Annotated in this window: 11 protein-coding genes; 2 read left to right on the top strand and 9 right to left on the bottom strand. The window is 62.1% G+C overall.

What is annotated here, in order from left to right:
* The first annotated feature begins 179 nt into the window (after positions 1–179).
* On the top strand, positions 180–887 hold the full coding sequence (locus AC3IUE_RS22700) for a YebC/PmpR family DNA-binding transcriptional regulator (protein ID WP_046032546.1): 708 nt from the start codon (positions 180–182) through the stop codon (positions 885–887).
* A 141-nt stretch (positions 888–1,028) separates the two neighbouring features.
* Here AC3IUE_RS22700 and AC3IUE_RS22695 read toward each other — a convergent pair whose 3' ends face one another.
* From AC3IUE_RS22695 to AC3IUE_RS22655, 9 genes are all read right to left on the bottom strand, one after another.
* A complete protein-coding gene (locus tag AC3IUE_RS22695) occupies positions 1,029–2,342 on the bottom strand; it encodes a leucine-rich repeat-containing protein kinase family protein (RefSeq protein ID WP_489263816.1) in 1,314 nt (437 codons plus the stop codon).
* 195 nt (positions 2,343–2,537) lie between these two features.
* Complete coding sequence (zapE, locus tag AC3IUE_RS22690) at positions 2,538–3,668, bottom strand: cell division protein ZapE (RefSeq protein ID WP_489263815.1); 1,131 nt, start codon at positions 3,666–3,668, stop codon at positions 2,538–2,540.
* A 277-nt stretch (positions 3,669–3,945) separates the two neighbouring features.
* Positions 3,946–4,992, bottom strand: a complete 1,047-nt coding sequence (locus AC3IUE_RS22685; protein ID WP_056740270.1) for an ABC transporter substrate-binding protein — start codon at positions 4,990–4,992, stop codon at positions 3,946–3,948.
* An 18-nt stretch (positions 4,993–5,010) separates the two neighbouring features.
* Complete coding sequence (locus tag AC3IUE_RS22680) at positions 5,011–6,126, bottom strand: NAD(P)/FAD-dependent oxidoreductase (RefSeq protein ID WP_056740271.1); 1,116 nt, start codon at positions 6,124–6,126, stop codon at positions 5,011–5,013.
* Positions 6,123–7,478, bottom strand: coding sequence for an FAD/NAD(P)-dependent oxidoreductase (locus tag AC3IUE_RS22675; protein WP_489263814.1), 1,356 nt, complete (start codon positions 7,476–7,478; stop codon positions 6,123–6,125). Before AC3IUE_RS22675 ends, AC3IUE_RS22680 begins: the two co-directional genes overlap by 4 nt.
* A 1,099-nt stretch (positions 7,479–8,577) precedes the next feature.
* Complete coding sequence (locus AC3IUE_RS22670) at positions 8,578–8,868, bottom strand: (2Fe-2S)-binding protein (protein ID WP_046057143.1); 291 nt, start codon at positions 8,866–8,868, stop codon at positions 8,578–8,580.
* A gap of 7 nt (positions 8,869–8,875) precedes the next feature.
* Entirely contained in the window at positions 8,876–9,670 is a 795-nt protein-coding gene (locus AC3IUE_RS22665) for an ABC transporter permease (protein WP_489263813.1), read from the bottom strand.
* 6 nt (positions 9,671–9,676) lie between these two features.
* On the bottom strand, positions 9,677–10,546 hold the full coding sequence (locus tag AC3IUE_RS22660) for an ABC transporter permease (RefSeq protein WP_056740280.1): 870 nt from the start codon (positions 10,544–10,546) through the stop codon (positions 9,677–9,679).
* Positions 10,543–11,562 carry an ABC transporter ATP-binding protein gene (locus tag AC3IUE_RS22655; protein WP_056740282.1) on the bottom strand — a complete coding sequence of 340 codons (1,020 nt, stop codon included), beginning with the start codon at positions 11,560–11,562 and terminating at the stop codon, positions 10,543–10,545. The genes AC3IUE_RS22660 and AC3IUE_RS22655 overlap by 4 nt, the downstream gene beginning before the upstream one ends.
* Before the next feature lie 244 nt (positions 11,563–11,806).
* On the opposite strand from AC3IUE_RS22655, the gene AC3IUE_RS22650 reads away from it, so the two are divergent.
* A complete protein-coding gene (locus AC3IUE_RS22650; protein ID WP_008148459.1) occupies positions 11,807–12,643 on the top strand; it encodes an IclR family transcriptional regulator in 837 nt (278 codons plus the stop codon).

The raw sequence follows: 12,643 nt of genomic DNA, 5'->3' as shown, positions 1-12,643 counted from the left end.
TTTATGGTCACCGCAAATCGAAGTTTCAGAATCGCCCTACAACTGCCGGTGAAGATGTCGATTCGCCATGCGGGTGAACAGGGTGGATTTTTTGGTCGATTGCCAACTTTAGGCCGTATAAACTTGCGCCATGCGTCGGCCAATAGATGTCTCGGCGCCACAGATCAAGAGAGTGAGTAATGGGCGCACAGTGGAAGGTTAAACACAAAGAAGCGGCATCCAACGCCAAGGGCAAGATCTTCGGCAAACTGGTGAAAGAAATCACCATTGCTGCCCGCAACGGTGCCGATACTGCCACCAACGCACACCTGCGTCTGGTGGTCGAGCAGGCCAAGAAAGCCTCGATGCCCAAGGAAACCCTGGATCGCGCGATCAAGAAAGGCGCGGGCCTGTTGGGCGAAACCGTGCAATACCATCGCGTGACCTATGAAGGCTTCGCACCGCACCAGGTGCCGCTGATCGTTGAATGCGTGACCGACAACATCAACCGCACCGTCGCTGAAATTCGCGTCGCGTTCCGCAAGGGCCAATTGGGCGCTTCCGGTTCGGTAGCGTGGGACTTCAACCATGTCGGCATGATCGAGGCGTCCCCGGACAGCCCTGACGCCGATCCGGAAATGGCCGCGATCGAAGCCGGCGCCCAGGATTTCGAGCCGGGTGAAGAAGAGGGCACGACCCTGTTCCTGACCGAGCCTGCGGACCTGGACGCCGTGCAGAAAGCCCTGCCTGAGCAAGGTTTCACCGTGTTGTCGGCCAAGCTGGGTTACCAGCCGAAAAATCCGGTCAGTGGTCTGAGCGATGAGCAGATGGCTGAAGTCGAAGCCTTCCTCGAAGGCCTCGATAACCACGATGACGTGCAGGACATGTTTGTCGGGTTGGCGGGTTAATTTGATTTTTCAGTGATACCGCTTTCGCGAGCAGGCTCGCTCCCACAGTAGGTTGTGTTGAATAAAAATTATATGTTCGACACAAAACCTGTGGGAGCGAGCCTGCTCCGGGCGGCGATCCGACGATTGACCGCGTAGCGGTCACCAGCGATTCAATTCCTGCACAATCTCGCCGAACCCCGGCCGCGCCAGCACCTGCGGCTGACAGCAGCGCTGCTGCAATGCCTCCAACTGGCCCCGACCCTCATCGCTCAACCCCGAGTCGATCCGCTCCAACAATTCCCCCAGCAAAATACCAAACGCCCGCACTTCTATCCGTTGCAGCGCACGGCTTTCAAGGCTGTCCGAGGTGGCATGGAAAGACGCCGCGCCGAAATCCCCCAGCAGGCAATCACCGTGCTCGTTCCACAGAATATTGTGGCCGTAGAGGTCGCCGTGGGTGATGCCATGCTGGTGCAAATGCTCGGCTGCCGAGGCGATGCCACAGGCGATGCGCAATGCCACACCCGCGCTGAACCGGGTGTCATTGGCGTAAACGTCGCGGGTACATGACGCCAGGCTCGGCAGCCCGGCCAGATTGCGATAGCTCGGATCGATCAGCTGCATCACCAGCCCGGCCTGAGCTTCTGGATGCCCGACGACGCGCCCTTCAACCCGGATCAGGTTGGGATGACTACCGGCGGTGATGCAGGCGTTCATTTCGTGCAACGGCGAGCCATCGCTGGTCATTTCGCCTTTGTAGAGTTTGACCGCGACCTGTGTGGCCGGTTGGCTCAGTCGATCCCAATTAGCCCGATGAATCACCCCCGACGCGCCTTCGCCCAGTTTCTGCTCCAGACGCAGTTCGGACCAGGGAATACGGGGCGTGGCTTCGAGGGCGGCCGCATCGGCTTCGGTCTCCAGAGGGTTGCCGGCGTACGCCAGCCAAGCCAGGCTCGGCAGGGACAGCAGCCATTCGGGTAACTCGCTCAACTGGTTGGCGGCGATGCGGATCAGTTCGAGTCGATGGCAATGACGCAAGCTCTCGGGCAAACGTTGCAAGCGGTTGCCAGCGAGCATGAGTTTTTGCAGGTGCGGGCGTTCACCCAGCTCGGCCGGCAACTCAGTGATGCAGTTATCGGTCAGGATCAGCCAGCGCAGCAACGGTGGCAGCGCGGTGCCGGGCACGCGTTCGATGCGGTTGGCCTTGAAGCTGACCATCGTCAGTGCGGCGCAGTGGCCCAGGCAGTCGGGCAGTTCGGTGAACAGATTGTCCGCGCAGAACAGCACGCGCAAACGGGGCAGGCGGTGCAAGTCGTCCGGCAGACTGCTCAAGGCATTGCCGCTGAGGTTGAGGACTTCCAGCGAGTCCGCCAGGTCGAAGATTTCTCGCGGAAACTCCGTCAGGCCACAGCCGAGGTCCAGGCGGGTAATGCCCGACAGTTGGCCGGCGCGCAGTTGGGCAAGGGTATCCATGAACAGATTCACTATTGATCAAAGGGAAGGCGCGGGGCCTTGAAATGGGCGACATGATACCGACAAAGGTGTGGTGTCTGTCAGGCCGCCTTCGCGAGCAAGCCCGCTCCCACACTAGTGTTGTGTTGTACACCGATCCAATGTGGGAGCGGGCTTGCTCGCGAAGAGGCCAGCAGCCGCACCGAAGAATATTGATCAGACCGCTCCCTTCATTTCCACCAATTGCCCCAACCGGCTGCGCGTGCGCGCCAGATCGATGGCATCGCCGCCCAGGCTTTCGCGCAAAGACTGCTGTCCGAGCAGAATCAGGTGCTTGTCCTGGTCGTACAGGACGTCGACCAGGTTGATGAAACGCTGTTGGGCGGCGATGGAACAATCGGCGAGGTTGGGCAGTTCATCGATGAACCAGTGATCGAAACGTCGGCACAGCTCCAGGTAATCCATCACCGCAGTCGGTTGGTCGCACAGATCGCCGAAGGTGAAACCGATGGTTCGCCCTTCGCAGTGTCGGGCCTGAAGGTTGCGTGTCCCGACGGGCAGCTGAATGGCCGGCGCGTCGCGTTCGGGCAGGTTCAACGATTGACGCTGCGTCGCGGTAGCGGGCCAGACGTACTGTCCCTGGGTAAACAGCTGCTGGGCATGGTTTCTGACCTGGCTGCGGTAGTCGTGGGGGCCACCGACTTCCATGACCTGCATGCGTGCGTTGATCAGGTCGATCACCGGTTTGAAGCGCGCGTGGTACAGCGGGTTGGGCAGCAGTCCTTCCGGTGGGTAGTTGGAAGTGACCAGCAGTAGAATGCCTCGGCGGAACAGTGCCTTGAACAACCGGGTGATCAGCATTGCATCGCCGATGTCATGGACGTGAAACTCGTCGAAACACAGTACCCGGCAATCGCGCAGTTGTTCGTCGAGGGTGGTTTCCAGTGCATCGGGCTGATCGCGATGACTGAACATCCCTTGATGAAGGTGCGCAAAAAACTCATGAAAATGCAGGCGCTGTTTTTCCGCGATGGGAAGGGCCTGGAAAAAACCGTCGAGCAGCCAGCTCTTGCCGCGGCCCACGGCTCCGTACAGGTAAAGGCCGGGGAGCGTTTTTGCCGAGGTGCCCGCCAGCGCTGCGGCGTGTTGCGCCATGCAGTCGATGACACGCAGTTGGCTATGGCTGAGGGTGTAGCCCTGGGAGTGGGCCTTGCGGTGGAAGTAGTCGTGGATGACTCGACCGGTCGCGCTGTTACCGGCGGATGCAGCCGATGACTTGCCGAACAAGCGGCGTAGCGCAGGCCAGCGTGGTGCGAGTCGCGAACGGTTGGGCGGTCGAACGGCCACTGTGATTTCACCCCGTAATCTTCATGCCGGCTCCCAGAGCGGCGGCATAGTGTAACCAGAGGGGGAATTTTCATTCCAGTAGTGTCGGCCTGTAGCAGCTGCCGAGCTTGCGAGGCTGCGTTCGGCTGCGCAGCAGTCGTAAAACCAAGCACCGCGGTCATTCAGGTAAACCGCTGGGAATGGATTGGCGACTGCTTCGCAGCCGAACGCAGCCTCGCAAGCTCGGCAGCTGCTACATCGATTGCGTTCCTGCTGACAGCTATGGGGTATTTGTCAGTTACCGCTCGATACTGCGATTCCACCGCGCATTCCAAGCCGGGCGCTGTTCGTTGACCTGATCCCAATCGATCGCAATGGCCGTGGTCAGGTACTGTTTCATCGCCTCGACCTGGCCGCGAGTCTTGTCAGTGGTCGGGGTATTGGGGTTGGACGGGATCTGGTCGCCGTCTTCAAGCGCGGCGGCCTGCGCTTCCGGCGTCAGCAAGAAGGCGGCGAGTTTCTGCGCCAGTTCCGGCTGAGTGTTGTTGGCGATGGCACATTCGGCCACGTTGAGCACCACGGCGCCTTCCTTCGGTTGCGCATACTCCACCGGCATGCCCTTGAGTTTCAGGGCGGTGACCTGGGTCGGCGTCAGTGGGAACAGCGCGGCTTCGTCGGTCTGAAGCATTTCGGAAATCTTCGCAGAACTCGGGATGTACTCCAGCACGTTGCGCCCGACGGTGTTCGGCCACGCCTTGAAGCCCGGCTCGACGTCGGTTTCGCTGCCGCCCTGAATCCGGTTGAACATCAGGAACCCGTGCAGGCCAAAGGTCGAGGAGGCCATCGACTGGAACACCAGTTTGTCCTTGAAGCGCGGGTCGGCCATGTCCATCCACGAGGTCGGTGCGGTCCAGCCTTTCTCCTTGAACAGACGCGTGTTGTACGCCAGCCCGGTCACGCCGAGGCTGACTGCCACGGCTTGATCCTTGATGCGGCCCTTGGCCGGAATCTGCGCCAGCGGTGCGCTGTCTTCGAGTTTGTCGCACAGCCCCATGGCGATGGCGCGGTACATGATGCCGTCGTCGAGGAACATCACGTGCATCTGCGGGTTGCCTTTGCTGGCCTGGACCTTGGCCAGGATATCGGCGGAGGTGCCGGGCACAATCACCACTTTGACGTTATTGGCCTTCTCGAAAACCGGCAGCACCTTATCGGCGTAGAGCCGCTCCATGGTCCCGCCGTTCATGCCCAGGTAAAGCGTCGGTTCGGCCTGGGCCTGGGCGGTGGCGAGCAGGGCGCTCATGCAGGAGATACCGAGCAGTGCAGTGCGTTTGACGTTATTCATTGGCGCGACCTTCCTCTATCAAGCAACGGAGATGGAGTGAAACCGGGTGATGGAAAACGCATCCAGTGGCGTCTTTGAGGCGCCGCTGCAGATGATTTCGGTGAGCGCCTGGCCCACCGCGGGACCGATCTGAAAGCCTGCACCGGCAAAGCCGAACGCGTGCAGCAGACCGGGTTGAGTGCCACTGTGGCCGATCACCGGTTGGCGATCGGGCAGGTAACCTTCGGTGCCGCTCCAGGTACGAATCGCCTGGGCGCCTTCAAGAAACGGATAGAGCTCGACCGCTTGACGCAGGATCTCGATCACCGCGTGCTGACCGGGCCGGGCGCGGGCGCCGTCGAGGGCAAAACCCTGACCGCCACCCAACACGCAATTGCCGCGCGCGACCTGACGCGCATAGATACCGCCGCCCTCGACCCCGGTGCTGGCATTCATCACCAGCGGCAAGGGCTCGGTGACCAGCATCGCCGGGTGCCCGGCGTGCATCGGCACGCCCTCACCGAATTGTTTTGCCAGAGTGTCGGCCCAGGCGCCGGCGCAATTCAGCAGCCAGGGCGCCTGCAGCTCCAGACCGGTTTGCGTGCTGATGCGAAAGCGCTGACCGTCGTGTTCCACCGCCGTCACCGGGCATTGTTCATGGACTTGTGCGCCATGTCGCCGCGCCGCCCGGGCGAACGCCGGGGAGACCAGTCGCGGGTTGGCGTGACCGTCATCGGGGCAAAACGAGGCACCGACCGCCACCTCGCCGACCCACGGAAAACGTGCGCGTAGTTCACTGCGTTCGAGTACCTGCAAATCAAGGCCAAAGCCCCGACTGCTGGCGGCATAGTCTTGCAAGGCGTGCAGGTCGCTGAGGCTGCGGGCCAGTTTCAGGTGGCCGCTGCGCTGATACTCACCGTCGATGCCAATCAGCTGCGGCAGTTGCCCCCATATGTCGTGGGCCCGTTGCGACAGCGGCAGTTGCGACAGCGGTCGCCCCTGACGCCGCACGCCGCCGTAGTTCACGCCGCTGGAGTGCGAACCACAGAAGTCCCGCTCCAGCAGCGCCACGCGACGCCCGGCCTTGCTCAGAAAAAGCGCGGCGGAGGCGCCGACAATTCCGCCGCCAATGATGACGGCATCGACTTCGATCATGACTCGACCTCCAGACCAAACGGCAGGGGTTTGATGGGGGCCTGAGCCCGAAGCCTGCCGATGTCTGACACGCAGCGCTGGCTTTCGCAGGCAATGATTTCCGCAGCGGCGGCGCCACACATCCGGCCCTGACAGCGCCCCATGCCGACCCGGCAATGCGCCTTGACCCGGTTGATCTCCCAATGGCCCTCGCGCACGACCTGACGGATGTCGCCGGCCCGCACTTCTTCGCAGCGGCAGATCATCACGTCATTCGGGGCATCGGCGGCCCAATGCTCGGGAAAGACGAAGGCCCGTTCCAGACCTTGGCGGAAGGTATCGATCCGCCCCAGCGTCTGCTCCAATTGCGCCCCACGTTGCGGCGGGATCAGGTAACCGATGTCTTCGAGCAACGCCAGGGCCGCGCGTTCGCCGGCCATTTCCGCCGCGTCGGCGCCCATGATGCCGGCGCCGTCACCGGCCAGGTAAACCTCGGCGACACTGCTACGACCGGCGCTGTCACGTTGCGGCAGCCAGGCGCGGTTGAGCGGGTTCCAGGCGAATTCACAGCCGAGCAGGTCGGCCAGTTGGGTTTCACTGCGCAGGCCGTGGGCGAAGGCGACGGCGTCGCAATCGAGTGGCTGTTCACCCTTTGAGTTGGACCAGTTCAGCGATTGCACACGTTGTTCGCCATTGATGCGTTTCAGGCTGGCACCCTGGTGTACCGGGATGCCATGGGCGGTCAGCCAGCTGCGGTAATAGATGCCTTTGGCCAGGGTGGCCGGTTGCGAGAGCAGGCCGGGCAGGGCGCGGGCCTGAGCGCTGAAAGGCGAACTGTCGAGCACAGCGATCACCTTTGCGCCGGCCTTGGCGTATTGATACGCCACCAGGTACAGCAACGGACCACTGCCGGCGAACACCACGCGTTCACCGATGGCGCAGCCTTGAAATTTGAGGGCGATCTGCGCTGCGCCGAGGCTGTAGCCCCCCGGAAGGGTCCAGCCCGGTACCGGCAGAATCCGGTCGGTGGCGCCCGTGGCGACGATCACCCGGGAGAACGCCAGCCGCGCGGCGCGGCCTTCATGCAAGGTGTCGAGCGCACCGTCCTCGGTGTTCCATACCAGGGTTTCGGGACGGTAGTCGAGTTGCTCGCGCAGCGCGTCGATCGTCTGATGCAGCGCGTTGGCCTTGCCGGCTTCGAAGCCATACAGCTTGACTGGTGAACGCTTGAAGTTTGCCGGTTGGCGGCGATAAATCTGCCCGCCACCGCGTGCTGCTTCGTCCAGCAGCACCGGGCGAACGCCGTGGGCGACCAGGGTTTGTGCAGCACGTATACCGGCCGGACCGGCACCGATGATGACTACAGGCTTCATACCCACCTCATGTGTAAACGCCGCTGAACCCCTGTGGGAGCGAGCCTGCTCGCGATGACGGCGGCACAGTCGACATTGATGCTGGCAGACAGTCCGCTATCGCGAGCAGGCTCGCTCCCACAGTTGATCGGGGTTGCGCCCGGGTGTTGTGAACGCTGCTGAACCCCAGTGGGAGCGAGCTTGCTCGCGATGATGGCGGCACAGTCAACAGATGTGGTGGCCGACAAACCGCTATCGCGAGCAAGCTCGCTCCCACAGTTGATCGGGGTTGCGCCCGGGTGTTGTGAACGCCGCTGAACCCCAGTGGGAGCGAGCTTGCTCGCGATGACGGCGGCACAGTCGACAGATGTGGTGGCCGACAAACCGCTATCGCGAGCAAGCTCGCTCCCACAGTTGATCGGGGTTGCGCCCGGGTGTTGTGAACGCCGCTGAACCCCAGTGGGAGCGAGCCTGCTCGCGATGACGGCGGCATAGTCGACATTGATGCTGGCCGACAGACCGCTATCGCGAGCAGGCTCGCTCCCACAGTTGATCGGGGTTGCGCCCGGGTGTTGTGAACGCCGCTGAACCCCAGTGGGAGCGAGCTTGTTCGCGATGATGGCGGCACAGTCAACAGATGTGGTGGCCGACAAACCGCTATCGCGAGCAAGCTCGCTCCCACAGTTGATCGGGGTTGCGCCCGGGTGTTGTGAACGCCGCTGAACCCCAGTGGGAGCGAGCTTGCTCGCGATGACGGCGGCACAGTCGACAGATGTGGTGGCCGACAAACCGCTATCGCGAGCAAGCTCGCTCCCACAGTTGATCGGGGTTGCGCCCGGGTTTCGTGAACGCCGCTGAATCCCTGTGGGAGTGAGCTTGCTCGCGATGACGGCGGCACAGTCAACAGATGTGGTGGCCGACAAACCGCTATCGCGAGCAAGCTCGCTCCCACAGTTGATCGGGGTTGCGCCCGGGTGTTGTGAACGCCGCTGAACCCCTGTGGGAGCGAGCCTGCTCGCGATGACGGCGGCACAGTCGACATTGATGCTGGCCGACAGACCGCTATCGCGAGCAGGCTCGCTCCCACAGGGGATTCGGTTTCTGCTGGTAGAAAGGGTATTCATAAGGAACGCCCTGGTTCGCGGCTGATCTGCTGCCCGGCTTCGAGCAACGTCGAGCAAGCCCGCACGCGTCGACCATCGCCCAGTCGAACCCAGCAGTCCTGACACGCACCCATCATGCAAAACCCGGCGCGGGGTTCGGCGCTGAAGTCGCTGCCGCGCAAGTGTTCGCTGCAGGTCAGCACCGCCGTCAGCAAGGTGTCGCCGAGCAGGCCGGTGGCCGGTTGGCCGTCGAGGGTAAAGTCCAGGGCCGGGCGGTCGCCTTCGGCCAGTCGTTTCAGTAGAGCCATGGCGCCCTCATTGTTTACCCACCAGAACCCGATCCAGTCCGTAGACCCGGTCGAGCAAAATCATCGTCAGCGCGGTCAGTGCAATCACCAGTGCCGACACCGCCGCCATCATCGGATCGATGGATTCGGTGGCGTACACGTACATCCGCACCGGCAGGGTTTGCGTGGCCGGCGAGGTGACGAAAATCGACAGCGTGACCTCGTCAAAACTGTTGATGAACGCCAGCAGCCAGCCACCGGCCACTCCCGGCAGAATCATCGGCAAGGTGATTTCCCTGAACAGCGTGAAGCGCCCGGCACCGAGCGATTGCGCGGCGTGTTCGGCGCTGCGATCCAGGCCGATGGCCGACGCCAGCACCAGTCGCAACACGTACGGAGTGGTCACCAGCACGTGGGCGAAGATCAGCCAGGCGAAGCTGCCGTTGACGCCCATCAGCGCAAACAAGCGCAGCAATGCGACACCCAACACCAAGTGCGGAATGATGATCGGCGACAGGAACAAACCATTGAAAAAGTCGCGGCCGGGGAACTCGAAGCGCGTGATCGCCAGCGCCGCCGGCACCGCAATCAACGTCGCCAGACTGGCGGCGCAGAACGCCAGGATCAGGCTGTTGTAGAACGCATCGACAAAGTCAGCACGCTCGAACACCGCGCGAAACCAGCGCAGGGAAAACTCCGTGGTCGGCAGGCTCAGGGTGTTTTCCGGGGTGAAGGCCACGAGGCAGACCACCACCAGCGGCGCCAGCATGAACAGCACCACCAGGGTATGGAACAGCAGGGCGAAAGGACCGTTCTTGGACATGACGAGTTATCCCAATGACTTCTTGTAGCGGCCTTCGATCATCCGGTTCCACGACAGCATGATCAGCAGGTTGAGCAACAGCAGGGCCACGGCGATGGCCGCGCCCATCGGCCAGTTGAGCTCCGACAGGTACTGGTCGTAGATCAGCGTGGCGACCATCTTTATCCGGCGCCCGCCGAGCAGGCCGGGAATCGCGAAGGAGCTGGCTGCGAGACCGAACACGATCAAGGTGCCCGAGAGCACGCCGGGCATGATTTGCGGCAACACCACTTGGCGCATCACGGTGAAGTGGCTGGCACCGAGGGACATCGCGGCTTGCTCGGCGGCCGGGTCGAGTTTTTGCAGCGAGGTCCAGACCGGGATGATCATGAACGGCAGCATCACGTGGACCAGCGCAATCACCACCGCGAACGGCGTGTAGAGCAGCTTCATCGGCGAGCCACCGAAGGCTTGCAGGGTCTGGTTGACCAGGCCGTCGGCACCCAGCAGCAGGCTCCAGCCGAAGGCGCGCACCACCACCGAAATCAGCAACGGGGTGAGGATCAGAATCAGGAAAATCGAGCGCCAAGGCGTGCCCATGCGGCTGAGGATGTAGGCCTCGGGCACGCCGATCACCACGCAGAGGAGGGTGGTCAGGGCGCTGATCCACATCGTGCGCAGAAAGATTTCGTAGAAGTACGAATCGCCGAGCAGGCTGCTGTAGTGACCGAGGGTGTAGGCGTCGCTGTTAATCCCCGAGCTGTAGTCGAAGACGTTGAACGACAGCACCAACGTCAGCAGCAAAGGGATAACCAGCAGGCTGAGGTACAAGGCCAGGGCCGGTGCCGACAGCCAGTAACCCTGGCGTCCCTGGCGAATGGCGACAAGCGTACTCATGCCGGCACCTCGTCGACACTCAGCACCCGCAGCAACGTTGCGTCCCAATCGAGGCCGACCGCCGTGCCTTCGGTCAGCGGTGCCGAACCGTCGTTGCGGCGCACCACACTGAGTTCGCCCAGAGTCGTCGATACGCCATAAAGCCATTGGCTGCCAAGAAAGAAGCGACTGACGATGTTGCCTTGCAGACGGCCCTGACCTTTGTCCCGCAAGTCGATTTTTTCCGGGCGCAGGCTCAGGGTCAGTTCGCCGCCACTGCTCACTTGGACGGTGCCGGTACTGTCCCGATCGCCGGGCAGCAAATTGGCCTTGCCGACGAAGCCGGAAATGAACTCGGTGCGTGGGTGTTCGTAAAGGGTGTAGGGCGCGTCGATTTGGGTGATGCGCCCGGCCTGCATCACCACTACCCGGTCGCTGATGGACAGCGCTTCGGACTGGTCGTGGGTGACCATCAATGTGGTGATCCCGACTTCGCGCTGGATGCGGCGAATCTCGAATTGCATCTCTTCGCGCAGGTTGGCGTCGAGGTTGGACAGCGGCTCATCGAGCAGCAGCACCGGCGGTTCGATCACCAGGGCTCGAGCGAGGGCAACGCGTTGACGCTGGCCACCGGAGAGCTCTCGCGGGTAGCGCTCGGCATGCTGGTTGAGGCGTACCAGTTTCAGCACCCGGTCCACTCGCTGCTGCAACTCGCCGTTGGCCACTTTGCGCATGCGCAGGCCGAAGGCGACGTTGTCTTTCACGGTCATGTGCGGGAACAGCGCGTAACTCTGGAACACCACACCCAGACCACGGCTGGCGGGTTTGGCGTGGGTGATGTCGCGACCGTCCAGCACAATGCGTCCGCTCGTGACTTCGACGAAGCCGGCGATCATTTGCAGGGTGGTGGTTTTGCCGCATCCGGAGGGGCCGAGCAGCGAGACGAACTCGCCTTTTTCGACCGAGAGGTTAGTAGCAACGACGGCGTCGATCTCGCCGTAACGTTTGCCGAGTCCTTCAAGTTGCACAAAAGCCATAACTGCGCTCCACCTGAGATTGTTATGCGTCGCCCGAAGGCGCGCTTTTTTGTATGGGCAGATACGAAAAGTTCTTGCTGGGTGCGTTGGCGCTCGACTTCAGTCGGCTGCCGCTGTTGTTCGAATCGCCCCTGTCTGGACGCAGAGTAGGACGAAGAATAGGATGGGCTCAATGGCCTATTTCACTGAAGCGATGATTATTTTCAGTTTCATTCGGTGAGTAAATTAATTCTCGAGAAAAACCATGACAGATTCCATTGAACGGAATGAAAGCAAAAGTGATGTCGGTGTTGGCGCAGTCTCCAGACTGTTTGCCGTGCTGCGCAGCCTGGGTGACACCGTCGAGGGCGGGGAGCGGGTGACGCAACTGGCCCAGCGCATCGGTTTGTCACAACCGACCACGCACCGCTTGCTGCGCAGCCTGATGGATGAGGGCATGGTCGAGCAGGATGCGCGCAGCAAACGCTATCGCCTGAGCCTGGAGTTCTTTGCCCTGGCGGCCCGCGCCGGGAACACCGGAAACCTGCGCGAACTGGTGCGTCCGGCGTTGCTGCGGCTGTCGGCATCGTTGGGGGATTCGTTGTTTTTGTTGGCGCGCAGTGGTTTTGATGCGATCTGCCTGGATCGCAGTGAAGGGCCGTTTCCGATCCGTACGTTTACCGGTGACATTGGCGGGCGGGTGGCGCTGGGTGTGGGGCAGGGTAGCCTGGCGATTCTTGCGTTTTTGCCGGAAGAAGAGCGCGACACGGTGATTCACTACAACTTGCCGAGGCTCAAGGATTTCCACCTGTACGACGAGGTGTTCCTGCGCTCCGAAGTCGAGAACGTGCGCAAGCTCGGTTACGCCGGGCGCAACACCGGCGTGTTGCAGGGCATGGCCGGGGTGGCGGTGCCGATTCTGGATCGTGAAGGGCGGGCGGTCGCGGCGTTGAGTGTGGCCACCGTCAGTGATCGGCTGGGGCCGGATCGCTTGCCGACGGTGGTCGAAATGCTCAAGCGCGAAGCGGCGCTGATCGGGCCGCGGATCAATCCGTTCGACCCGTTGCTGCGTAGGCCTTCGCAAGTGTTTGGGCAGGGTTGA

It is taken from the genome of Pseudomonas sp. GL_093 (assembly GCF_057837605.1).
This window is presented reverse-complemented; position numbering and strand designations above follow the sequence as displayed.